Genomic DNA, 24,096 nt, shown 5'->3' on the forward strand with positions numbered 1-24,096 from the left:
TGAATTCTATTGCCAGGATATTACAAGAACTGTAAAGAACGCTTTGAAAATGATAAATACACTAGTTCAATGTATCCATCGAGGCAATACGATTAATATCTTTTCAGTTTAATACAGTTTGGCTGTTTTAGCTTATTGCAATACTGTTCCAGCTGGACTTAGTGCAATACCTACTTGTCCGCCTTTTACAGTTGATAATTCTTCGTTAGAGAGAATTTCGAAGGTTGAGATAGATTTCATAACAGAGTTTATTAAATGGTTAAACAACAACTATAGGTTTAAATAAAATACAAATTAGATAATGTTACTGCTTACTGCAGAACTGTGCCACCAGGAGGTAATGCAATACCTACTTGACCACCTTTAGCGGTTGACAATTCTTCTGTAGACAAAATTTCCAAATTGAGAGAATTCATAACAAATGCTTTTAATGGTTAAACATGTTCCTTATTTGTTTCCTTGCATTTGTTAATACCGGAAAAGCGAAAAAGGTTACCCACTAAATCATAAAAAATTCAAAAAAAAATAATAGTCAACACCTAAGTGTTAATAAGTCAATGTGGTATGTGTCGTGTGGTTTTCGAGAATAAAAGCTATTTTTGTTGTTATTACTTTATTTTTGAAGTCTATGAGACTTAGTAATCTGTTTTTTCATCTGAATGGTAGGATCCTCATTTTAGTGAGTCTGATACTTCTTTCTATTCCTACATGGGGAGAGGTTGATTCAAATCAACAGGAAGATCATTATTCAGAGGGAGTGAGTGAATTTCGTAACTTCAATTTTGAGGACGCATTGGCTCAGTTTAAACTTGCAGTTCAAGATAGAGAGGAACAGTACGGTAAAATGTCTAAGGAGGTGGCCAATGTGTATTCTAATATTGGAATAATTTTGAAACAGGTTGGTCGAGAAAAAGAAGCTATTGATTATTATTCCAAAGCGGAAAAAATATATCAAGAATTAGGTGAAAGCGCCTTGCCTAACCTGGCCACGCTCTATATTAATATAGGTTTTTTGTACATTCAAAATGGTGATTTTAATACAGCGTTGACCTACCTGGAAAATTCAAAGAGTATTTTTGAAAAAACCGAACAAATAAACAGTCCTGCCTATTTGACCCTATTGCTGAATCTTACGACTGCCTACACACAGTTAAGAAGATTTAATGATGCTTTTAATGTGGCTTCTGAGCTTAAAGCGGGCAGTGACAATGTATATGCGGTACTTAGTTATTACGAATCGGTTGGGTTCATTAATCTTAGAATGGACAATTACTCCGATGCGCTTAAAAGTCTTTTTTCTGCTTTAGAATATGGGAAAAGCAATCTTGGAGAGAATTTTTACCACCAAGAGAATATATTGACCAATATCGGTATGTGCTATCTGAATTCTGAAGATTATGACAAAGCTTTTCCTTATTTTAATAAGTCGTTAAAATTGGCAAACGAGAAGTTTGGTCAAAAAAATGGAGCCTCTCCAGCCATTCTGGTAAATATGGGCATGGTTTATATGGGGAAGTCTGCTAAAGCTAGTGATATCAGTAGATTTTTAGTGGAAAAGAGAGCTATGCTTTTGAAATCGTTAGATTATTTCCAACAGGCATTAATCGCGATTTCTCCTGATTTTAATGAAAAAGATTGGACGAAAAATCCGGATGTACAGAATTCATTCAGTAACAGCCAGATGTTGGAGATATTGAAGCGTAAGGCAGATGCTTTGCGCCAACTGGCGGAAGTAGAGACTAATTCTGGAGAGAAGGAAACTGCGTTGAAGTATCTTAAAAATTCATTGAGTACTTATGAAAAAGCGATTGATGTTATTCATCTTTTGCGGAATGGCTATTTGAATCAGGATAGTAAGCTGGCTCTTGCTGAGAATGAACAGGCAACGTATTTTGAGACGGTGGATGTTGCCACCAAACTTTATGAAAAGACGGGTGAACGCCATTACCTGGAACAGGCATTTCAAGTTTCGGAAAGAGGCAAATCAGCTACGTTTTTATCGGCTTTGCGAGATTTGAAAGCGCAAAAATTTGGCGGAATTCCGGATTCCTTGCGTAACCAGGAGGAGACGCTAAAGAGTGAGATTTCTGCTTACAAGGCATTTATTTTCAATGAGAATAACAAGGACAAGCCTGACTCTACGAAGCTGGGACGTTGGCAGTCGAAGGTTTATGAGTTGGAACAGAATTATTCGGACCTGATCCATCTGTTTGAGCAAAATTATCCGAACTACTACAACCTGAAATATTCGGATGATGTAGTAACCGTAAAAAAACTTCAGAATTACCTGAAGCACCGCGATGCGTTGATTGAGTATGCGGTGAATGAGCCTGAAAACGGGAAGCCGGGAGAGTTGATAACCTTCTTTGTTACCAGTCAGAAATGTGAGGTAAAGCGGCAGGTGCTCAATGACAATTACAACAAAGAAATTAATGCATTTCTTGGCTTCCTGCGGAATCCGGATGTTCTGAATACGAACCGAAAAACGTATAGTGAATATGCCCGGTCGGCTTACAGTTTGTACAAACTTTTGGTTGAGCCCTTTGCAAGGGAGATACAAGGTTACCGGCTGATTTTTATTCCGGACAATAAACTTGCTTACCTCCCATTTGATGGGATGATTAGCGCTATGCCAGATACAACCCACATGGATTTTCGTAAGCTGCACTACCTGATTAAGGATTATCCCATTTCTTATTCCTATTCAGCAACTTTACTGTATCAATATTTTAAAAGTGATGCCACGGCACCTCGCAATTTAATTGCTTTTGCACCGGATTATTCCAAGGGAGCTACTGTTGATATTAATGCCATCCGGGATGGCGTTCGGGAAAACTTATCACCATTACCCGGAGCGAAGGAAGAAGTGGAAGGCATTACTAAATTAATTTCCGGTGATGTGTTTGATAATAATAAGGCAACAGAGAGCAATTTTAAAAAGGATGCAGGTAATTATGATATTCTGCATTTAGCTATGCATACGATTTTGAACGACAGTTTGCCTATGTATTCCAAGCTGGTGTTCTCGCCGGAGAATGACAGTATTAATGATGGATGGCTGAATACATACGAGGTTTACAATATGAAGCTGAAAGCGCGGTTGGCTGTTTTGAGTGCCTGTAATACCGGTTCTGGTAAGCTGCGGAAAGGGGAGGGTGTTGTCAGTCTGGCCCGCGGATTTTTATATGCCGGTTGTCCGAGTATTGTTATGACACTCTGGAATGTAGAGGATGTTTCCAGCGCGAAGCTGATGATTAATTTCTATAAGTATTTATTGAAAGGATACTCGAAGGATGAGGCTTTGCGTAAGGCGAAGCTCGATCATTTGGCCAATGCCGATCCATTAAAAGCTCACCCGTATTATTGGTTAGGATACGTGTTGATTGGTGATCAGACACCATTATTTAGCACCAAAGTTCCCTATTTCATCGGATTGATTATTGTGTTGTTATTTGTTGTGATAGGAGAACGTTTTTGGGTTGAGCGCCGAAGAAAAAGAAGAATGAAACGATAAAAAAAGCCCCGCATTGTAGACGGGGCTTTTTATTTATTAAAGATTTTCCAAAAAGTAATCACTAACCTTTCTCATCAGATGAACCCGGTCAATTCCGTGGACATTGTGCACTGACGTTGGATACACAAAGAAATCAACCTGTTTCTGTTGTTTGATGCACTCCCGCAGGAATTTCATGCTTTGTTGCATCACAACGGTTTGGTCTTCTGCTCCATGAATCAGCATTAGCTTTCCTTTCAGAGAAGAAACGTGATTCAACATGTTACTCTCTTTGTATCCTTCCGGATTTTCCTGAGGAGTGTCCATGTAGCGTTCGCCGTACATTACTTCATACATTTTCCAGTCTACTACCGGACCGCCGGCAACGCCTACTTTGAAAACTTCAGGATGACGTAGCATCAGATTCAGCGTCATGAAACCGCCAAAACTCCAGCCATGTACTCCAATTCTGTTTTTATCGACATAGGGAAGTGATTCCAAATAGTCGATACCTTTCATTTGATCCGCAGTCTCGTTAATTCCCAAATGACGATGGATCACATTTTCAAATGCCGCGCCCCTGTTATCTGAGCCTCTGTTATCGACTGTGAAGGCGATGTAGCCTTTTTGCGCCATATAATATTGCCAGAATCGGGCGTTGTTGTGCCAGGTATTTCTGACGAGCTGAGCGTGCGGACCACCATACACATAAACAATAACCGGATATTTTTTTGTGGAATCAAAATCGGCTGGTAGTATCATCCGGCAATACAAATCGGTTTTTCCGTCTGCGGCTTTGATGGTAAAGATGCTGTTTTTGCCAAAACGGAAATCTTTTAAGGTGTTGGCAGCAGTCAAGAGGTTGCGAACCACTTTTCCTTTATTCGTAATGAGGTTGGTTACCCTTGGTACATTTTTGCTTTGATACGTATCGAGCAGGTATTTTCCATCTTCACTCAACAAAGCCTGGTGTGTTCCATCAGCGTTGTCAAGCCGGGTTATTTTCCCGTTGCTGAGCTGTACTTTGTATATATTTCGGTCGATCGGACTCACTTTCGTAGAAACGAAATACATATATTTCTCAGCTGGATCAAATCCCAGGATATCTGTTATTTCCCATGGACCTTTCGTAATTTCTTTCAACATTTCCCCCGACGTATCGTACAGGTAAACATGAAAATAACCATCTTTTCTGCTCCAGCGATAGAAATGATTGGGATTTGTTTTTGAGAATACAATAGGGTGAAGAGGCTCAACATATGTGTCGCTGGTTTCTTCGTAAAGCGTTTTCACAAACTCACCGGTGACCGCATTGTATTGGTTAAGTTTCATGTGGTCCTGATCCCGGTTCAGCTCAGCAATGTAAATGTACTTCTCTGCCGGTCCCCAACTGATGTTGGTAAGATAATGATCCAACGGCTTTCCCGTTTTCAGGAAGACCGTTTTTTGTGTTTTGCAATTGTAGATACCGACAGTTACATGGTGACTTTTCATTCCTGCCATCGGGTATTTTACTGACTTTAACTCAGCTTCCCTTGTCATAAAATCGACGATGGGATAATCGCGCACCATGGTTTCATCCTTGCGGTAGAAAGCCAGTAAATCGCCTTTGGGTGACCAGAATGTCCCTTTGGTAATCCCGAATTCACGTCGGTGAACATATTGACCATTGACGATTCCGGGGTTTTGGTCGGTAGTTACTGCTTTCATCCCATTTTCATCGGCAACCCATAAGTTATTATCTACCGTGAAGGCCACTTTTCGTGAATCAGAGTTGAAATCAGCAAACTTCCCGTCAGATTTGACGGAAATCGATTGGGCAATCTTCTGTGTTTTGAGTTGATACAGGTTGAAATGATTATCGTTTGTGAACCGTATTTCATCGGGATTTATCCAGGTGATGGCGGGAAAATGCTTCAATGTATCCTGGCCGGCATCTCTTAAAGCGTTGTTAATTTGGATTGTTGAAGTATATTCAACTTCTTTTCCTTTGATATTTTTCCCAATTAACATATGTTTTTCAACATATGAATAAGTGTCTTTACCATTTTTCACCCATGAGAGTTGATGAAGTTGTGCCGGATTGTATTCGCGGTATCTGCCCCAAATGGCATCCTTGAGCGTTAATTCCTTTGTTTGCGCAAGAGCAGTGGTTCCAATAAATAGAAATACCACAAGAAGTTTTAATGTTTTGTGCATCAGTTGTCTTTTTTACATGTATATGTGATGAATAAAAATTTTCATTTTGGGACATAAAAATAGAGAAAGTTCCGTTTTTACATTGACTGGGTCCCGGTTTGTCTGTTTGTATATTGGATTTTTTTATCTAAAATTGTTGTAAGCATGAACTGAGAGAACTAAATCTTCCTATTTTTTATCGTCTCTTTTGGCTTATTTTTCAAGGGAAACGAAAAAAAATTGAAAAAAAATCGATTTACCGGGTTACCTTTTGAGTTGAAAACGTATTAACTATTGAAAATGATAAATTACACGAACGAAGAACTCCTGAATGGAATTCTGAGGAACGACAATGTAATCCTGCAATACATTTACAAGAACTTCTACTACAAGGTTAACTTCTACGTGAAGAAGAACAGTGGTAATGATGAAGATGCCAGTGATATTTTTCAAGAGGCCATCATCGTCATATACCGTAAGCTTAAAGCCAGTGACCTGGTTTTAAACAATGCTTCTTTCGAAACGTACCTCTATTCGGTATGCAAAATCCTTTGGCTTAAACATCTGAATAAGAAGAAAGCTGAAAGGGATATGGCGTTTGATAACGCTGGCCTATCAGATGAGGAATACGACTATAATCTCGTAGAAGTTGCTGACAAGAACGAACGGTACCGGTTGTATCAGAAGCATTTTCAAATGCTTGGATCCGACTGTCAAAAGCTGTTACAGCTATTCTTTGATAAAATACCGTTGCGGCAAATTTCCCAGATGATGGGATATAAGAGTGAGAAGTACGCCAAAAAACGCAAGTTTAAGTGTAAGGAGTACTTGGTCACGAGCATCAAGCAGGATTTGAATTATAAAAAACTGATTGAAGATGATACCTGAAATAAATAAATATGAGTTGGTCGAGATGTACCTGGGTGGTGAATTGACGGGAGACCAACTCAATGCGTTCCGGACGCGTCTGGTCGACGATCCTGAACTGGCTGAGATCCTCAAGCTGAGCCAGGAGATCGAAGAGGCAATGAGCGAAAAAGACGTGATGGAACTGAGAGGTAATCTGCAAGACATTTCTAACTCCTTCGATTTAAACGAAACCTTCTCCCCGGAAATTTCAGAAGCCTACTTCGGACTGGCTGAAGAAATCGAAGACATTTCAGACCTCGATTTGGATGACGAGGAACTTAATTCCTACAGTAACTCTCTCCAGAAACTGCATTTGCAGAACCACAAGAAAGCCTCCAAAGAAACTGTTCATCAAGTTTATAAAGACGAAATAGAACCGGTTAGTGATAACGAATCCGGCGAATTAACGGAAGCAGACGAGTTGCTCTTCCAGGAAATTCAGGATGCCGTTATGGAAAAAGATATTATGGAGCTGAGGGCTAATATACAAACAATAGCCAAACACATGCCAGCCCATAACCGGACTGTCGAAGAAATTGAAGAATACGTTTCCGGAGATCTCTCCGATAAGGAAATGGAAGCCATTGAACTGGATGCTGAAAGTAATCTGGATTTGGCTAACGATATTCAACTGTTTCACGAAGTCAATGAAGCCATTGGCGAAGAAGATGTCATGGAACTTCGCGCAGCGCTGAACATTATCAGTGAAAACGAAAGTTCACATGCCCGTCAATACGAGGAAATTGAGAACTTCCTGTCTGACGAAATGGACGATGCAGGTCTTGCCTCATTCGAGGATGAAATGGCCATGAATCCGGATCTGGTAGCAGATGTGAAACTCTTCCGCGAAGTGGATGAAGCTATTGGCGAGAAAGATGTGATGGAGCTTCGTGCTTCGCTGCAAAATATCAGGAAAGCTGAAGAAAATGAGAAAAACCGTGAGGTTCGGGGAATTCGACCACCCAAAACACAACGAATATTGTGGTACACGGTCGCAGCGTCTATCGTGCTCATTCTCGGAATCGCCAGTTTTGTAAGGAATCAATCGTATTCCAACCAGGAAATCTACCGCGATTACTATCAAACTTATAAAGTGGGAATATTCCGGTCGGCCGATAATTCAACAGATAACCTGATGACCGATGCTTTGAAAAAGTTTAATCAGTCGAATTATGACGATGCATTGAAGCTGTTCAATCAGGTACTGGCTGATAACGACAATAATCCGGCAGCCAACTTCTATGTAGGCGTTGCTTACCAGGAAGAAAAGGAGTACGCAAAAGCAATTCAATCCTATGCAAAAGTTGTGAAGCATAACGATAACCTCTTCACCGAACAGGCTCAGTGGTATATCGGACTATGTTACCTGCAACGAGAAGACAAGGACGAAGCGCTTAAAGTATTCAGGCAAATTGCATCCAGTGACGGATACTATGCCTCCAAAGCAACGGATATTATCAAGAAACTTGATTAGAAAAATAAATCAAAGAGCTGGGAGTTCTTTTCTCCCACTCTTCCGAAAGGAATTTATCATCGAAAAACAATCAGTTTAAAAAATATTACAACAGGGTTTTAAATAGGTTTTTAGAATTTTGGTTAAACAACACAACACTTTTATTTCTTAGGTTAAACAACACTGCGTTCTTACTAATCTTTTAAGGTTATTCAAATTATGTTCCTTAGTAAACGTAAGTTTACAATCCTTGTATCCATAATTTACTCATGTTTCATACCGTTCCTTGCAAGTCGATAATACATGTCGATTATGGATACTTTCCTTTGCACATTACAACTATCTATTACATATTGAGGAGATTTTAACAGGTTCAGCCCGGTTCCCAACCGGGCTTTTTTATGCCTACCTGCTAAGTTGATTGTTGTTTTGCTCTTTGTTTGAATTAATGGTAGGGTAATATTTCCGGCCGACGCCCGAGAAAATCATTAAATTCTGACTTAGGTTGCCCAAGCGCTCTGAATGTCCACGGTCGCATGTCGGGAGGAGTAATGGGGAACCACGCCAACCGAAATTCGAAGGTATTTATAACAAGAGATTCGTTACGGATGCGAAAACCCAGTCCGACGCCAGTATAAAAATCCTGGTCTAAAATGAATTTTGAATCGTCCCCAATAAAACCGAAATCAGAAAAGAAGTATTGCGCAAAACGAAAACCATAGAACTGTGAACGGAGAAAAGTTACTGCTTCCATATTTAGAGTGAGTTTTTGCGTTCCTCTTACCATTTGAGTTTTGAAACCACGAATTCCCCATTCATTATTTAGGGTAAGATACTCCCGATCAAAGTGGTTTAATCCCATGATGTACCGGATGTTGATAAACTGCCTGAATTGGTGACCATTGACGTTATACAATCGTGAAAAGAAATTTCCTTCGCCCAGTATCGTGCCTTGTTCAAGACGATTATGGTGGAGAAAACTTCCCGCTCCCAAACCAAAGCGTAAATAGCTGTAGTTGGGTAAGATCATCCCTTTTGAATAGTAAAGGTGCAGGTACGTGCGATTGTAGAACTCTCCGAAATCATACCCTGATGTCAATTCGAGGTAATCGCCATACGGAATGTCTTCTGTTATTCCGTATCCATAAACCAGGTTGTTCTTTTGCAGAAATCGTTTACTGTATGCTATCGATGCCAAAGCTATCCGGTGATTATGAAAAAGTTGATTGCTTTGTTGAGATACCGTTGGACGCTCGAAAAATTTCTGACTAAAAAAACGTCCAGCGACAATGAAATGACCAGCAGCTTGTTTTTCCGCTTTGCGAACAAAGGCGTGTCCATACCAGGCATCCAAATTAAGGAAACTGACAGTCGTGTCCAGTCTCAGGATTTTGTCGTCGCTCAAGTAGTCGTAACGGAATACCCGATCGAAGGAAAGCCCCCCTGCATTTTTTGTTTTTGTGGTCAGAAAACGCTTTCCCAGCATCGCCGAGACAGCATTTTTCTGGTAAGTATCTTCTATTCGAAATGCACCATTAATGAATTTTCCTCCTATGTTGTTGACACCGTAAAAAACACGAAACCCAATGGTCGGATATTCATGAGAATGATAAACGGTGCCGATGGAGAATTCATGTCCCAGACCGAACATATTCTGGTTAAACAAATCGAACCTCGCCGATTTGGTGCCATTGATATTCATAAGAAATCCCCAGGAGAAATTGTCCTTGGTAACAATGAGAACATCGACTATTTGAGAATTCAATTGGTCGGGAATCAGAATGATGGACACATCTTTAATGTATGGAAGATCACGAATAAGCTTTTCGTTTTCAGCCATTGTTCTCGGGTCAACAATGTCACCCGTTTTAAACAACAAGTTCTTTCGTAACACCCCGTCGCGGGTTTTTACATGAATGCCATTACCGACTTTTGCGAGCCAATTATCGAGAACAATTGTTGTATCCTGCAACGATGGCCCGAATACATCGAGTTGTTGAATACGTATTCTCCCGATTCGTTTACCGGCAAATGGCTTAAAGTACTGCTCACTGTTTACTTCAATTTGCGATTTGGCTGTTTGTGGCGATGCTATCATCCATCCATATAGGTACCGGGCCCAGAAACTTCTTTCTGCTCGTACTCTGAGTGAATCATAAAATGCTTTTGTTTGGAATGATGACGATATGCTGTCACGACCGTTTGCACCAGACTGCTCAGTTTGCCCGTTTGTGCGATGCTCAATTTTTTTACTTGTTTTTATGGGGAGCGGTGTATTTAGCGTATCAGGCGTTAATCTTAACTGGTCAAACCGCGTGTCCAGGTTCTTCCCCTCAAGGGAATCTCTTCGGTAAATTTTTAACTTTTTATTGATTATTAACGAATTTGATGGTGATTGATTTGTTGTAGTTAATATGTTCGTGCCATTATTAGGTGCGAAGGCAAGTGCAGCCTGGAGTGTCATCAATATCGTAATGATGACTGTTGCTCCAAACCGAAAGATTTGTTTGTGGCGATATTTGGCATAACATGTTGTCAATTTCTATGGGGCCGATAGGTTAACTGGCAATATCTAATCTACAACACTCCTCTGAAACCCTTGTTTTAAGTGCTGTTAAATATTGTTAAACCAAGTTACGTTATGTTTTTCAGGTATCGAAATTTTATAATTTCGGATTTGCAAGTTTTAAATACTGCGTCAAGTTATGGATATTATCGTTGAAAAGGTGACCAAATTATATGGTGCGCAAAAAGCGGTCGACAACATCTCGTTTAAGGTGAATACGGGTGAGGTGCTTGGTTTTTTGGGGCCCAACGGTGCCGGAAAAACGACTACGATGAAAGCGATTTCCTGTTTTTTGGCGGCCAATGAGGGAGACATCACCGTTGGCGGATTGTCGGTTAAAGAGAATCCTGAAAAGGTGAAAAGCCTGATTGGTTATTTGCCGGAGAATAATCCGCTTTACCAGGAAATGCAGGTGATTGATTATCTCGCTTTTGTTGCGGAACTGCATGGTGTACCGAAAGAGGAAATTCCCGGGCGAATTCGTGAAATGATTAAAGTTTGCGGCCTTGCCGGCGAAAAATATAAGAATATTCGTGAGCTTTCGAAAGGGTACAAGCAGCGGGTCGGTCTGGCTCAGGCATTAATTCACGATCCGGAGGTGCTCATTCTGGATGAACCAACCACGGGGCTCGACCCAAACCAGATTGCTGAGATTCGTGATTTGATTCGAAAAATCGGAAAGGAAAAGACAGTTATCCTCAGTTCTCATATTCTGGCCGAAGTGGAAGCCACCTGCGATCGGATTCTCATTATTAATAATGGTCGTATTGTGGCAAATGGTACTCCGTCCGAACTCCGTATGCGGGCTCATGGCGACGAAATACTCAAGGTAAAGATCAGCGGTGGAGAACCGGAAGATATTTTCATAGCATTGGAAGACATTGATACGATTCGTTCTGTAGCCATAATGGAAAATTCACCAGGATACTTTGAAGTCCACAGTCATGAAAACGAAAACTCAGCGCGTTCAATTTTCGATATGTGTGCGCAAAGCAATTGGTACATCGAAGAATTAACTCCGGTTGAAACCCGACTGGAGGATATTTTCCGCGAGGTGACAATGAATTAGTTGACATGAAAAGTAAGATGAATTCAAAAAAATGGCACGATGACTAAAATATGGACCATTGCCAGGAGAGAACTGCAATCATTCTTCGATTCGCTGACAGCTTATATTATGTTGGTGGCATTTCTGGGATTCAGCGGATTCTTTACCTGGATATCGGGGAATGATGTGTTTTTTATCGGGCAGGCAAGTTTGCAATCGTTCTTCAGCATTGCTTACTGGACACTCTTTTTCTTTATTCCGGCGCTCACCATGCGACAATTAGCCGAAGAGAGAAAGACCGGTACGTTGGAAATGTTACTGACAAAGCCGATTTCCGATTGGCAAATTGTTGTTGGCAAATTTCTCTCCACACTTATTCTGATTGTCATTGCCCTGTTGCTCACATTCCCGTATTATTTTACGGTTTGGAGCCTCGGCCCTATCGATCAGGGTGCGGTCATTCTTGGATACGTTGGACTAATATTGATGAGTTCGGCCTACATCAGCATCGGCTTATTTGCCAGTAGTGTTACGAATAATCAGATTGTCGCTTTCCTGATGGCGCTAATCATCGGTATTTTCTTCCATGTCATTTTCGGTATTCTTGCGTCATCGCTGACCGGTGAGGCGGGCTCGGTATTCGATTATCTGAGTATGTCGACTCATTTTAGTGCGATTTCCCGCGGTGTTATCGATTCGAGAGATATCATCTATTTCCTTTCCATAGTGATTATGGGACTAATGGGTTCCGAGGCATCTCTGGCAAAGCGTAATCTGAATTGAAAAAGCGTATCATGAAGAGCAAAAAACTACTATTACCCTATTTTCTTTTGTTGGGTGGTGTGCTGATTCTATTGAATATTTTGGCCAATCGTTTTTTCTTCCGGATCGATTTCACGGATGATCAGCGTTACACCCTGAGCGATGCCACACATCACATCATCAATCACCTGGACGATCCGGTTACGGTTACGGCTTATTTTTCGGAAGACTTGCCACCGGATATCAGTCGTGTACGCACCGAATTTAAGAATCTCCTTCAGGAGTTTCATAGCGTTTCGCACGGAAAGGTGAATTACGAGTTCATTTCTCCCGGCGATAATCCCGACACCGAACAGCAAGCTGTTGACGCAGGCATTCAACCTGTTGTTATTAATGTCCGGGAAAAAGACCAGGCGGTGCAGAAGAAAGCATTTCTCGGTGCCGTAGTTCACTATGATGACAAAACTGAAGTAATACCATTTTTACAGCCGGGTTCAGGAATGGAATATGCGCTGGCGTCAGCCATTCGGAAACTTACGGTGAAGGACAAGCCAGAGATTGGTCTGATTCAGGGAAATGGCGAGCCAGCCAAGTTTGAATTTCCACAGGTAATGCAGGAATTGAATGTACTGTACAATGTTAGGGACGTAATGCTGAACGATTCGGTTTATTTGGGAAAATACAAAACATTGATTCTCGATGCTCCCAAAGATAGTTTCCCACCTGAGCAACTAAAATTACTCGACAACTACCTGGCCCAGGGAGGTAATTTGTTGGTCGCCTTCGATAGGGTAAACGGACAGTTGGAACGTTCGAGGGGAGTTGCCATCAATACAGGATTGGAAACCTGGTTGGCGAATAAAGGAATTCAGGTGGAGCCCAGTTTTGTGACAGATGCAAGTTGTTCGACGATTTCCCTTCGTCAGCAATCGGGACTATTTAGTTTCTCTACGCAGTTGCAGTTCCCGTACCTGCCCATTATTACCACTTTTTCCAATCATCCGGTGACGAAAGGACTGGAAGCAGTTTCCCTGCAGTTTGCCAGCCCAATAAAATATACAGGCGATTCAACATTAACATTCCTTCCATTGGCGAAAACATCCCGGATGTCGGGAAAACAACATACGCCGGTTTATTTTGATATCCAGCATCACTGGACGGATAAGGATTTTCCGTTAGCCAACGAGTTGGTGGCAGGTTTGCTGGAAGGAAAAATAGATGGCCCGGCCAATGCCCGCATGATTGTTATTTCGGATGGCGATTTTGCGGTGAATGGATCTGGGCAGTCGGCCCGACAGCTACCAGCCGATAACATTAACTTTTTTGTGAATGCGGTAGACTGGCTGTCGGATGATACCGGTTTGATTGACCTTCGGACCAAGGGAATTTCATCGCGGCCATTGGCGAAGATCGAAGCTGGAAAGAAATCGTTCCTGAAATATTTCAACTTCCTGTTACCCATTTTACTCATCATTATTTACGGTGTATTCCGCGCACAGCGGAAACGGTGGATTCGTATCAAAAGAATGGAGGACGACTATGTTTAGGAGAATCGGAATACGCTCACTCGCCGTAGCGTTTGCTGTGCTTTTGGTGGCGGTTGTATTGGTAAAGATTGAAGATAACCGGAAAGGTGACCGGACATTTAATAGTGACCTGACCCGGTTTTCAACCGATAAAGTAACCGCTATTGAACTGACTCCGAAAAAAGGGGAAGGAGCGATGTTGCGCTTCGAGAAAAATAACAATCATTGGAACATCGTCCTTGGCGGGAAGATTTTGAAAGCTGATGACAATGTTATGGTGCGGATGCTTTCGGCAATAAACCAACTGAAGGCGCGTAGCCTGGTCTCTTCGTCTGAGAAAAAGTTTGGTGAGTATGGTGTGACTGATTCGTCGGGAATTCACGTTGTGGTTTACAATGGAAAGGAAAAGTTGACGGACTTGGTTCTTGGGAAATTTGCTTACTCCAAACCGCACAACCTGACGACATATGTCCGCTTGGTTCCGGGAGATGACGTGTATGCAGTGGAAGGTTATTTGCCCATGCTTTTCAACCGGAAGGTCGATGAATATCGCGACCATCGGATGGTGCACATGGTTACCAGCGATATGAAAAAGCTGGCCTTCTCGTATGCCGATGGAAAATCGTTCACATTGGAAAACAAAGATGGCAAGTGGAGAGTGAATGGAGCACCTGCCGACTCAGCTAAAGTTGCAGGGTATCTGCAAAAACTCGGTAATCTGAAAGGTACCGCTTTCGCGGAAAAGAGTGATGTAAATTCGGCGCCGATGGCAACGCTCGATATTACCCGGAAAGATGAACAACCCATTGTGACGGTTACGGCTTATCAGGAGGGGAAAGAGGAGTTGATTAACTCATCCCAAAATCCATCGGCATTATTTAATGACAAGAAAGCATACGAAACCGTATTTGTGCCGGAAAGTTATTTTAAACCTTGATTTTTTTTTGATGAACCTTTATACATTTTAATGCAAGGGAAGAGAGAGTTTAACCGCTCTCTTTTCTTTTTCCCGGAAACGGATTTTACTACCTTGCTAACGAAAAACTACCTGATATAACGATGAAAAGAATATTGTCCCTCCCTCTTTTATTGCTTGTGATGGTTATGGGAATCATTTCGGCAAGAGCCTCGGAGCTGGTAAAGAATAACGATTCCCTTACCTGTCGTGACGTAGTTGAACAGATAAAGCAGCACGTTACCTGCCCATGGAATGACGGAGAGACCGTCGATACCTTTAAAGCCGGTAACCCGGATGAAAAAGTCACGGGCATAGTGACCACTATGTTTGCCACCATGGATGTGCTGCGTGAGGCGGTAAAGAAAAACTGTAATTTCATTATTGCTCATGAGCCACTTTTCTATAATCATCTCGATGAAACCGATTTTCAAAAAGATGATCCGGTTTATCTCGAAAAGTTGAAATACATCAACGAGCATCACTTGGTGGTTTGGCGTTTTCACGATCATTGGCACCGGACCAATCCCGATGGAATTTATGTAGGAATGGTCAGAAAGCTTGGATGGGCGAAATACCGGAAAGGTGACAGCTACATTGTATTCGAGTTTCCGGAAACAACGTTGAACGATTTTGCAGCGCAGCTAAAACAAAAATTTCCACAGGGAGTTATTCGGGTGGTAGGTAATCCGGAAATGAGGTTCACTGGTGTGGGATTGGCTGTTGGAGCTCCCGGACCTGCCAGGCAACGACAATTGCTGGATCGGGACGATGTGCAGGTGGTGATTAGTGGTGAAGCACAAGAGTGGGAAACGCCCGAATATGCACTGGATGCCACACAGCAGGGAAGGAATAAGGCATTTATCATGATGGGGCATGTGATCTCCGAACAGTCGGGCATGGAATATTGCGCCGAATGGCTCAGTGATTTTATTATGGGACTTCCCATTAAATTTGTACCGAATAAACAACCTTACTGGACACCTCAATAATTTGATAAAACAAGATGGTAGATCAATTGGCTGTAATTTTTGATATGGATGGCGTGCTGGTCGACAGCGAGCCGTGGCACTACAAAGTGGAAGAGTTGATATATGCCGAACTGGATATTGAGGTGCCGGACAAGGTCCATCAGCTATACCTGGGCATGGCAGCCGATTTAATGTGGTCGGATTTGAAAAAGCGTTATGGTTTGAAGCCCTCGTTGGAGGAGCTGGTGCAGTACGACGAAGAATTTCGTGTCGCTTTTTTTAATGACCTCGGAAATCTTCAACCCAATCCGGGAGTGAGAAAATTGCTGATGGGATTGAATGAGGCCAATATTCCAATTGGTGTAGCGACTTCTTCTGTTCCCGGTATCGTGGATATTATCCTGGAGCAATGTGGTATCCGCTCGTTCTTCGATGAGGTCGTTACTACTGTTCAGGCCGGGAAAAGCAAACCGGCTCCGGATGTTTATCTTTATACCGCGAAAAAATTAGAGCATGAACCTGTCAGTTGTCTTGTTTTCGAAGACTCGATGAACGGCATCCGTGCTGCAGTCGATGCGGGTATGACCTGCGTAGCCTTCCAACCCGAAGGTGCAGTACAACACGATATTTCAGCCGCCCATCATTTTATTACCGATTTCCGCCATGTTTCTCCGGAAACTATCCGCCGGTGGATGACCGATAAACAGTTTTCATGAGTAAACGTGAGTTAAAACAATACCTTAAAGAATTAACGAAGGAACAGCTTGAAGAGCAGATTCTCGATTTGTATGGCCGTTTCAAAGAGGTGAAAACATTTTATGATTTTGCCTTCAATCCTCGCGAGGATAAATTGCTGGAAGAGGCGAAGTGGCAAATCTCCAAAGAATATTTTCCGGTGAACGGAAGAAAACCTAAGACCCGCCGCTCGGTAGCGCAGAAGCATATCCGGAATTTTGTCCGGTTGGGAGTAGACGCACCGGTGATTGCCGACCTGATGCTGTACAATATAGAAGTGGCTCAGACTTTTTGCGGTGAGCGCCCGGTAACCCAGGAAGCTTTTTATCGTGCGATGCTTAAATCGTTCGAAGAAGCATTGCTATTTATAGAAGAACATGGACTCATTGCTCAGTTGGCACCCCGCATTAATCGTATCGTCGATGAAGCCGTTGAGCAACGATGGATGAATCGCGCCGCGTTTGAAAAGACGGCGGCGCTGTATACGATTTAGATATAGAAAAAATACGATATAGTTCGAACAAAAAAGGACCATGCTTACCGCACAGTCCTTTTCTTATTTTGATGAATCGGTTATTCTATTATTTCCAGCCGCCGCCTAAAGCCCGGTAAAGGGAAATGACCGCGTAAAGTTGCTGCTGGTGGTCATTTACATTGTTGAGCTGAGCAGAGAGATAGCTTAGCTGTGCGTTCAGTACCTCGGTGTACGTAGCCGAACCGTAGTTCAACAGTTGTTTAGTGTAAGAAACCGATTTCTGTAACGCATCAAGCTGTTGCTGACGTAACTGAATTTTCTGCTCTGAAGTTTGGTAGGAGTAAAGCGCATTATTCACTTCCTGACCGGCATTCAGTATGGTGTTTCGCAAGGTGAGCAATGCCTCGGTCTGTTGTGCCTTGGCTACTTTCAACCGGGTGATATTTGCCCGTTTGTTGAACAGTGGCTCGGTGAGTCCTCCCACCACATTGGCGGCAAAGGAAGTCGGATCGAGCAGCTTGTCAAGCGCCGTGGCCGCAAAACCTGTCGAGGCGGTCAATGTTAACGACGGGTAGAAATAGGCCCGTGCGTTGTTGGTCATTTCGTAAGCGCTCATCACACTGTATTCGGCTTGCATCACATCGGGACGGTTATCGAGCAATTGTGAAGGAACGCCGGTTCGCATCATCGGTTTTTGAGGCAATGCCAGTAGCGAATCACGTTTGATGGCTTCGGGTGTCCGTCCCAGTAACAGGGACATGGCATTTTCCGTTTCCCTGATTTGTTGATTCAGGTCGGGTATGATGACTTCGGCTGCGTAACGGGCCGCTTCGCTTTGCACAATAGCCGCTCCGGTGACAATCCCGCTTTCTTTCAGCGCTTTCATGGTCTCCACCAAATCTTTGCTGCTTTTCACCGTTTGACGGGTGATAGTCAGCTTGGCATCGAGGGCAACAAGATCATAATACGCGGTAGCAATGTTGGCAATCAAACGGGTTTGAACCGCTTTCCTGCCAGCATCACTTGCCAGTAGATTGGCATAGGCTGCCCGTTTCGAGCTGCGGAGCTTTCCCCATAAGTCGACCTCCCAACTGGCTTCAGCACCTAGTTGATAGTTGTTTACTTCACGAGGCCCGTCCGGATAGATGGATTCCGGATTCCGGGTATAATTGCCAGTCGCTTTTGCCGAAACAGAAGGAAAAAGTGAAGCTTTGCTCTGAGAAAAGTAAGCTTCGGCTTCAGTCACCCGTTGAACAGCAATCTGTAAATCCAGATTGTTTTTTAGGCCTTCCTGAATATAATTCTGCAATAATGTATCGGTAAACAGTTGTCGCCAGGGCGTATCGGCCATGGTCACCGAATCGGTCGATTCGAAACCGAAGATTCCCTGCGTATCGACACTGTCGCGGTTGAAATGGCGCGAAGTGTTGCACGATAGCAGCAGTCCCGCCATTCCAATGGTTAGTATGATGATTTTATATGATGTCTTTCTCATATTATAGTTCTATAATTTTCAGGTGTTGATTATTCGAGGCTGTTAAGCCCTGAAATCTCACCTTGTTCCGGTTTCTTAATTCTCTCCTGAAGATTCTGGAAGATGACATACATGGCCGGGATAACCAGGATGCCGATGAAGGTACCCACCAGCATACCACCGATAGCACCTACACCAATCGACCGGTTTCCATTTGCACCAACTCCACCTCCGATGATTAATGGCATCAGACCAAAAATAAGCGCGAAGGAGGTCATCAGAATCGGACGAAGACGGGCTGTTGCTCCCTCAATAGCCGATTGCAGGATGGTTTCCCCGCGGCGACGCCGCTGAAGGGCAAATTCCACAATCAGGATGGCGTTCTTGGCCAATAGTCCGATCAACATGATGAGTGATATCTGCAGATAGATGTTGTTGGCCACTCCCATAATACGGGCGAATATGAAAGCTCCGGCTACCCCGATAGGCAACGAGAACAGAATGGAGAGTGGGGTGATGAAGCTCTCGTACTGAGCTGCCAGCAGGAAATAAACGAAAATCACACTGAGCAGAAAGATCAATGCCGACTGGTTTCCGGAGGCGATCTCCTCACGGGTCAGGCCCGAAAATTCGTATCCGTATCCCGGAGGTAATGTCTGCGCTGCGACCTGTTTTACTGCCTCGATAGCATCTCCCGAACTGTACCCGAACTGCGGGGCACTGTTCACCGAGATGGAAGTGTACATATTGAAACGGGAGATGTTTTCCGGTCCGTACACTTTTTTTAGCGTAATGAACTCGGTAATGGGCGCCATTTCACCGTTAGAGGTCCGTACATAGATGTTGTTCAGGTCATCCGGATTTCCCCGGTATTTGGGACTGGCCTGAACCATGATACGGTATTGTTTGCCAAACCGGTTAAAATCAGATGCGTAAAATCCACCGATGTAGCCCTGCAATGCTGCCAGTATACTGCTGACAGATATGCCGGATTGTTTGGCCCGAACGGCATTTACATCAACCTCGTATTGCGGGAAGTTGGTGTTGAACGAGGTCATGGCATACTGAATCTCGGGGCGCTGGTTAAGTGCTCCCAGAAAATGCTGTGAAACCTGTTCAAACTTTTTGATGTCACCACCGGTCCTGTCTTCCAGCTGGAACTCAACTCCTCCGGAAATACTAAATCCGGGGACCATAGGCGGGGTGAAAATAATGATACGGGCATCTTTGATTTGTGATGTCGCTCCGTAAAGACGTCCAATCACACTATTGACGTCGTGCCCTTTTCCTTTTCTTTCATCAAAAGGTTTCAGGTCGCAGAATATCATTCCGTAAGAACTTCCCTGGCCACTAATGAGCGAACGCCCGACAACCATAGCCCGTCCCTGAATTTCTGGTGTGTGAGCCAATATGTTATCGACTTTCTCCATCACTTTCTTTGTCTCCTCCAACGATGAGGCAGGAGGCAGACTGACATTGAGCATCATGATTCCTACGTCCTCTTTAGGAACAAATCCGGTTGGTGTTGTTTTTATCAGGAAATACAAGCCCACGGAAAACACAAGAATCAGTGATATTGGAATCCATTTTTTCCGGAGAAAAAAGCTGGTGACACGCTGATATTTATGAGTCATTACCTCGAAAGACGAGTTGAAGGCACCGTAGAATCGTTGCATGAAGCCTTTGCGGTATGGTGCATTTTCATCTTCCGGTTTCAAAAATACAGCACAAAGCGCCGGGCTCAAAGTTAGTGCATTCACTGCCGAAAGAACAATCGCCACGGCCAGTGTTATCCCGAATTGTCGGTAGAAAACACCTGTTGTTCCGGTAATAAATGTTACCGGGATGAACACCGCAGCCATAACCAGGGTGATGGAGATGATAGCGGTTGATATTTCGCTCATGGCGGAAATGGCGGCTTCCTGCGCATTCTTTGCCCCCTGTTCCAATTTGGCGTGCACCGCCTCTACAATCACAATGGCGTCGTCCACCACAATTCCAATGGCCAGTACCAGTGCAAAAAGTGTCAGCAAGTTAATGGTAAATCCAAATAGATTGAGGAAGAAAAAGGTACCAATAATTGCTACCGGAACTGCAATGGCCGGAATAAGCGTTGCCCTGAAATTTTGCAGGAAGACAAACACCACGATGAATACGAGGATGAAAGCTTCGAGCAGGGTGTGGAGCACCTTACTAATGGAATTGTCTAGAAACCGGTTGGCATCAATAATGATGTGGTATTTCACTCCTTCAGGGAATGATTTTGAAACTTCGTCAAGTACTTTCTTGGCGTTGATGATGGTTTCACGGGCATTTGATCCTGGCGACTGGAATATGGCCATGGCGATACCCGGTTTATTCATCACCGAAGTGGTGGTAGAGTAGCTTAAAGAGCCCATTTCAACCTTGGCTACATCTTTCAAACGCAAAACATTTCCATCCTTGTCCGCTTTGATGACAATATTTTCGAACTGGGATGGTTGAGTGAATTTACCTTTGTATTTCAGCACGTATTCAAACGACTGTCCGTTTTGTTCCCCGAATCGGCCGGGAGCTGCTTCGAGACTTTGTTCGTTCAGTGCAGCAACTACGTCTGACGGCATCAAGTCGTAAGCTTTCATAACATCCGGCTTTAGCCAGATACGCATGGAGTAATCTTTTGAGCTGAAAACCAATGCCTCACCTACGCCGTTTACACGTTGTATCTGCGGAAGCAGGTTAATTTTACTATAGTTTTGTAAAAACGTTTCGTCATATTTCCCGTCATCGCTGTACAGCGAAAAGACCATCAACATGCTGTTCTGGCGTTTTGCCGTAATTACACCTGCTCGGATAACCTCCGATGGCAAAAGGCTGGTGGCCCGGGCCACACGGTTTTGAACGTTAATGGCCGCCAAATCGGGATCGGTTCCCTGTTTAAAAAAGACCTGGATGGTTGCAGAACCGTTATTGCTGGCGGTTGAGGTCATGTAGGTCATGTTTTCAACCCCGTTGATCTGTTCCTCCAGCGGCGTGATAACGCTCTTCAACACTGTCTCGGCATCGGCTCCGGTGTAGTGAGCAGACACCTGTACGGTTGGCGGCGCAATATCAGGATATTGCTCAATGGGAAGACTAAACATGCTTAGTAATCCCAAAAGGACAATTATGATGGATATGACCGATGACAAGACCGGTCTTTCGATGAATCTTCTGAACATAGTTTGTTAAGCATTTAATTATTAACCTGGCTATCCGAATTTTTCTTGTTCCCGGAGCCGCTTTCGGTTACTAATTTGGGTTTAATGAGCATGTCGTTTCGCAACGAAGCAATTCCTTCCATCACGATTTCATCGCCCGGTTTCAGTCCGCTTGTTACCACATAGTTGTTCTTCAGGTTTCCAACCAACACACCAATTTCGGTGGGATGTACCTTATTTCCGTCGCCCACGGTGTAGATAAAATGTTTTCCCTGCAATTCGTAGGTAGCATTTTGCGGCACGATGATAACTGAATCGACATGTTGAGGGATTCGGACCAAACCGCTTCCTCCGCTTCGGAGAATTCCTTCTTTATTCGGGAAGGTGGCCCTGATATTCACTGAACCGGTTTGCGGATCGACCAATCCGCTGGCTGTTTGTATCCGGCCTTTTTCACCGTAAACGGAATTATCAGCCAGGATAAGCGAAACGTCGGGCATACTTCTGAACTTCGCCTGAAGATTGTCCCCCTTCAAGCCCTTTATCATGGTGAGAAACTCCTTTTCATTCATGGAAAAATAAGCGTACATCTCTGTCGTGTTGGAGACCGTTGTGAGGGGCTGGGCAATGCTGCTGCTCACCAGACTTCCTACACGATACGGAAAGTTTCCGATAATCCCGTTGGTGGGACTGGTAATAACAGAATACTGGAGATTGGCCTGAGCATTGGCGAGATTCGCTTTGGCCTGGGCCAGCTGTGCCTCTTTCGCTTTCAGTGTCGATTCGGATGATTCCAGATCGAACTTGCTAATGATTCCTTTTTCTACCAGCGGTTTGGTTTTATCCAGGTTGATCTTTGCTGCTACAATATCAGCTTCAGCAACTTTTACCTGAGCCTGCGCTGATCTTACAGTTGCCTGGATATCGTTGTCGTTGATACGAAAAAGAACCTGACCTTTTTTTACGAAGGAACCTTCATCCACCAGAATATCCTGAATATAGCCGGCAATCTTCGGACGAATTTCAACTGTCTGAATTCCTTGCAGGTTGGTTGGATATTCTTCATAGAGTGTTGTTGATTGCGGTTCCACTTTCATCACCTTGTACTCACTGATTTGGCCCGCCATTCCTCTCTGGCCTTTTTTCTGTGAGCTCGAACAGGAAATGGTTGTTGCCAGTATCACAATGAAACTGAGAATCTTGATTTGGTTGTTTTTTTTCATTTTGCTTTTTTAACTGTCTGATATGTTGGGAATATCGCGATTAGCATTGGCAATTGCTGTCGTGTGATTCGCTGTTTTCCATTAATTTTTCCAGTACGTGCCTGAAGACTGATAATTCATTTTCGCTGATTCCAAGAAAAAGTTCGTCCAGTACTTTGTTTCCGAGTTGTCTTGTCTGGCTTAATGTACTGATTCCCTTTTTTGTTAAAATCAGGGTCTTTTTGCGTTTGTCTTGGTCATCTCTGGTTCTTTCCACATAGTTTTTATCGAGTAATGAATTGATTTGACGTAAAATGATGGATTTATTTTTTTGCATCTGGTTAGCCAGATCTTGCTGTGTAAAGTCTTTCCCGGAATACAATAAATTCAGGATAGCAAACTGTTCAAATGTTATTTCGATATCATTCTCCTTAAACTTGGTAAACAATTTATTCTTATAAATTCGTACTGTTTGCCCAAGCAAATGGCAGAGAGGTTGTTCAGTAGACATAAAGTGTTCTATATGTTTTGAAGCTGTAAAGGTAGATTGGAATGGTTGACCAAGTCAACTAAATTGTGTTATTAGAATATTAAATGCGGACATATACATCTTAAATTGGTGTGTGTTAATATAAAAGGGTGCAAGGAATGGTAAACGTAATTAGCCTGAGTTTCCTGTTGCATTCCCATAAACCGAAATATTAGAACAAAGTTCTTATTTGAATTAATTGGTATAATTGACTTAGATCAAGAATTTGATATCGTCGTTTAATTTTAGATAATCCTGTATTCGGAATATATTTCGAAATAGATAATATGCAGCTTTAGGCATATTTTTTTTCAATTTTTTCATTCAGTCGGTCAGGCAGTTGAATCTTTACGTGAAAAAAGAATAGAAAAAGGTTTGGAGGGAACGGAAAAAATACGCTTTCTTTGCATCCGCTTTCCGAAAGGGAGGCAGCGTTCAGAAGGTGATGAGAAGAGATGTTGCGGACCACTTAAACGGTTTTTGAATGTCATGAAGTCCAACCGTGAGGGCGAGATGTTTGGGGCATAAAAAAGCCGGGTTTTAGCAGTGAAAATCACACCGAAAAAAATCTTGAAAAGTATTTGGAAAGTCGGGATAAAAGGGTTTATCTTTGCCGCCACGTTTTTAGCGAAAAGCGTGAG

18 protein-coding genes are annotated in these 24,096 nt (G+C 43.0%); 10 read left to right on the forward strand and 8 right to left on the reverse strand.

The window, feature by feature from the left end; genetic code table 11:
• Positions 1-132: 132 nt before the first annotated feature.
• Positions 133-240: a lactococcin family bacteriocin gene (locus T426_RS26340; RefSeq protein WP_153637586.1), complete on the reverse strand. Its 108-nt coding sequence runs from the start codon at positions 238-240 to the stop codon at positions 133-135.
• 388 nt (positions 241-628) lie between these two features.
• Here T426_RS26340 and T426_RS0118980 point away from each other — a divergent pair, with 388 nt between their 5' ends.
• Positions 629-3,514, forward strand: coding sequence for a CHAT domain-containing protein (locus T426_RS0118980; RefSeq protein WP_025866069.1), 2,886 nt, complete (start codon positions 629-631; stop codon positions 3,512-3,514).
• Positions 3,515-3,550: 36 nt separating this feature from the next.
• Here the strand turns inward: T426_RS0118980 and T426_RS0118985 are convergent, their stop codons facing one another.
• Positions 3,551-5,692 (reverse strand): S9 family peptidase, encoded by a 2,142-nt coding sequence (locus T426_RS0118985; protein ID WP_025866068.1) that lies wholly within the window; start codon positions 5,690-5,692, stop codon positions 3,551-3,553.
• Positions 5,693-5,971: 279 nt separating this feature from the next.
• Between T426_RS0118985 and T426_RS0118990 the strand changes: the two genes are divergently transcribed.
• Together T426_RS0118990 and T426_RS0118995 are read left to right on the forward strand one after the other, a co-directional pair.
• Positions 5,972-6,559 carry an RNA polymerase sigma factor gene (locus T426_RS0118990; RefSeq protein WP_025866067.1) on the forward strand — a complete coding sequence of 196 codons (588 nt, stop codon included), beginning with the start codon at positions 5,972-5,974 and terminating at the stop codon, positions 6,557-6,559.
• Entirely contained in the window at positions 6,549-8,054 is a 1,506-nt protein-coding gene (locus tag T426_RS0118995) for a tetratricopeptide repeat protein (RefSeq protein WP_025866066.1), read from the forward strand. The genes T426_RS0118990 and T426_RS0118995 overlap by 11 nt, the downstream gene beginning before the upstream one ends.
• Before the next feature lie 424 nt (positions 8,055-8,478).
• On the opposite strand, the gene T426_RS0119000 is transcribed toward T426_RS0118995, so the two are convergent.
• A complete protein-coding gene (locus T426_RS0119000; RefSeq protein WP_025866065.1) occupies positions 8,479-10,131 on the reverse strand; it encodes a BamA/TamA family outer membrane protein in 1,653 nt (550 codons plus the stop codon).
• A gap of 607 nt (positions 10,132-10,738) precedes the next feature.
• On the opposite strand from T426_RS0119000, the gene T426_RS0119005 reads away from it, so the two are divergent.
• From T426_RS0119005 to T426_RS0119035, 7 genes are all read left to right on the forward strand, one after another.
• Positions 10,739-11,668: an ATP-binding cassette domain-containing protein gene (locus T426_RS0119005; protein ID WP_025866064.1), complete on the forward strand. Its 930-nt coding sequence runs from the start codon at positions 10,739-10,741 to the stop codon at positions 11,666-11,668.
• Positions 11,669-11,707: 39 nt separating this feature from the next.
• Positions 11,708-12,430 (forward strand): ABC transporter permease subunit, encoded by a 723-nt coding sequence (locus T426_RS0119010; protein WP_025866063.1) that lies wholly within the window; start codon positions 11,708-11,710, stop codon positions 12,428-12,430.
• Between the two features lie 11 nt (positions 12,431-12,441).
• Complete coding sequence (locus T426_RS0119015; protein WP_036985052.1) at positions 12,442-13,956, forward strand: GldG family protein; 1,515 nt, start codon at positions 12,442-12,444, stop codon at positions 13,954-13,956.
• Entirely contained in the window at positions 13,949-14,872 is a 924-nt protein-coding gene (locus tag T426_RS0119020; RefSeq protein ID WP_025866061.1) for a DUF4340 domain-containing protein, read from the forward strand. The genes T426_RS0119015 and T426_RS0119020 overlap by 8 nt, the downstream gene beginning before the upstream one ends.
• A 122-nt stretch (positions 14,873-14,994) precedes the next feature.
• A complete protein-coding gene (locus tag T426_RS0119025) occupies positions 14,995-15,882 on the forward strand; it encodes a Nif3-like dinuclear metal center hexameric protein (RefSeq protein WP_027586131.1) in 888 nt (295 codons plus the stop codon).
• A gap of 14 nt (positions 15,883-15,896) precedes the next feature.
• Positions 15,897-16,577 carry an HAD family hydrolase gene (locus T426_RS0119030; RefSeq protein WP_025866059.1) on the forward strand — a complete coding sequence of 227 codons (681 nt, stop codon included), beginning with the start codon at positions 15,897-15,899 and terminating at the stop codon, positions 16,575-16,577.
• On the forward strand, positions 16,574-17,089 hold the full coding sequence (locus T426_RS0119035; protein ID WP_025866058.1) for a DUF6155 family protein: 516 nt from the start codon (positions 16,574-16,576) through the stop codon (positions 17,087-17,089). The genes T426_RS0119030 and T426_RS0119035 overlap by 4 nt, the downstream gene beginning before the upstream one ends.
• A gap of 88 nt (positions 17,090-17,177) precedes the next feature.
• Here T426_RS0119035 and T426_RS0119040 read toward each other — a convergent pair whose 3' ends face one another.
• The 5 genes from T426_RS0119040 to T426_RS26040 form a co-directional block, all read right to left on the reverse strand.
• Positions 17,178-18,566: an efflux transporter outer membrane subunit gene (locus T426_RS0119040; RefSeq protein WP_025866056.1), complete on the reverse strand. Its 1,389-nt coding sequence runs from the start codon at positions 18,564-18,566 to the stop codon at positions 17,178-17,180.
• Between the two features lie 29 nt (positions 18,567-18,595).
• A complete protein-coding gene (locus tag T426_RS0119045) occupies positions 18,596-21,745 on the reverse strand; it encodes an efflux RND transporter permease subunit (protein WP_025866055.1) in 3,150 nt (1,049 codons plus the stop codon).
• A 14-nt stretch (positions 21,746-21,759) separates the two neighbouring features.
• Entirely contained in the window at positions 21,760-22,947 is a 1,188-nt protein-coding gene (locus tag T426_RS24330; RefSeq protein WP_025866054.1) for an efflux RND transporter periplasmic adaptor subunit, read from the reverse strand.
• 40 nt (positions 22,948-22,987) lie between these two features.
• Positions 22,988-23,437, reverse strand: a complete 450-nt coding sequence (locus tag T426_RS25320) for a MarR family winged helix-turn-helix transcriptional regulator (protein WP_051539193.1) — start codon at positions 23,435-23,437, stop codon at positions 22,988-22,990.
• A 350-nt stretch (positions 23,438-23,787) separates the two neighbouring features.
• Positions 23,788-24,096 (reverse strand): hypothetical protein (locus T426_RS26040; protein WP_027586132.1); only part of this gene is annotated, 309 nt, incomplete at its 5' end.

It is taken from the genome of Prolixibacter bellariivorans ATCC BAA-1284 (assembly GCF_000621705.1).
GTDB lineage: Bacteria > Bacteroidota > Bacteroidia > Bacteroidales > Prolixibacteraceae > Prolixibacter > Prolixibacter bellariivorans.

Coding starts and splice junctions, on each gene's coding strand:
- T426_RS0119005 (WP_025866064.1), top strand. CDS start 10,739: ATGGATATTATCGTTGAAAAGGTGACCAAATTATATGGTGCGCAAAAA.
- T426_RS0119025 (WP_027586131.1), top strand. CDS start 14,995: ATGAAAAGAATATTGTCCCTCCCTCTTTTATTGCTTGTGATGGTTATG.
- T426_RS24330 (WP_025866054.1), bottom strand. CDS start 22,947: ATGAAAAAAAACAACCAAATCAAGATTCTCAGTTTCATTGTGATACTG.
- T426_RS0119020 (WP_025866061.1), top strand. CDS start 13,949: ATGTTTAGGAGAATCGGAATACGCTCACTCGCCGTAGCGTTTGCTGTG.
- T426_RS0119035 (WP_025866058.1), top strand. CDS start 16,574: ATGAGTAAACGTGAGTTAAAACAATACCTTAAAGAATTAACGAAGGAA.
- T426_RS0118995 (WP_025866066.1), top strand. CDS start 6,549: ATGATACCTGAAATAAATAAATATGAGTTGGTCGAGATGTACCTGGGT.
- T426_RS0119030 (WP_025866059.1), top strand. CDS start 15,897: ATGGTAGATCAATTGGCTGTAATTTTTGATATGGATGGCGTGCTGGTC.
- T426_RS0119010 (WP_025866063.1), top strand. CDS start 11,708: ATGACTAAAATATGGACCATTGCCAGGAGAGAACTGCAATCATTCTTC.
- T426_RS25320 (WP_051539193.1), bottom strand. CDS start 23,437: ATGTCTACTGAACAACCTCTCTGCCATTTGCTTGGGCAAACAGTACGA.
- T426_RS0119040 (WP_025866056.1), bottom strand. CDS start 18,566: ATGAGAAAGACATCATATAAAATCATCATACTAACCATTGGAATGGCG.
- T426_RS0118990 (WP_025866067.1), top strand. CDS start 5,972: ATGATAAATTACACGAACGAAGAACTCCTGAATGGAATTCTGAGGAAC.
- T426_RS0118985 (WP_025866068.1), bottom strand. CDS start 5,692: ATGCACAAAACATTAAAACTTCTTGTGGTATTTCTATTTATTGGAACC.
- T426_RS0119045 (WP_025866055.1), bottom strand. CDS start 21,745: ATGTTCAGAAGATTCATCGAAAGACCGGTCTTGTCATCGGTCATATCC.
- T426_RS0119015 (WP_036985052.1), top strand. CDS start 12,442: ATGAAGAGCAAAAAACTACTATTACCCTATTTTCTTTTGTTGGGTGGT.
- T426_RS0119000 (WP_025866065.1), bottom strand. CDS start 10,131: ATGATAGCATCGCCACAAACAGCCAAATCGCAAATTGAAGTAAACAGT.
- T426_RS0118980 (WP_025866069.1), top strand. CDS start 629: ATGAGACTTAGTAATCTGTTTTTTCATCTGAATGGTAGGATCCTCATT.
- T426_RS26340 (WP_153637586.1), bottom strand. CDS start 240: ATGAAATCTATCTCAACCTTCGAAATTCTCTCTAACGAAGAATTATCA.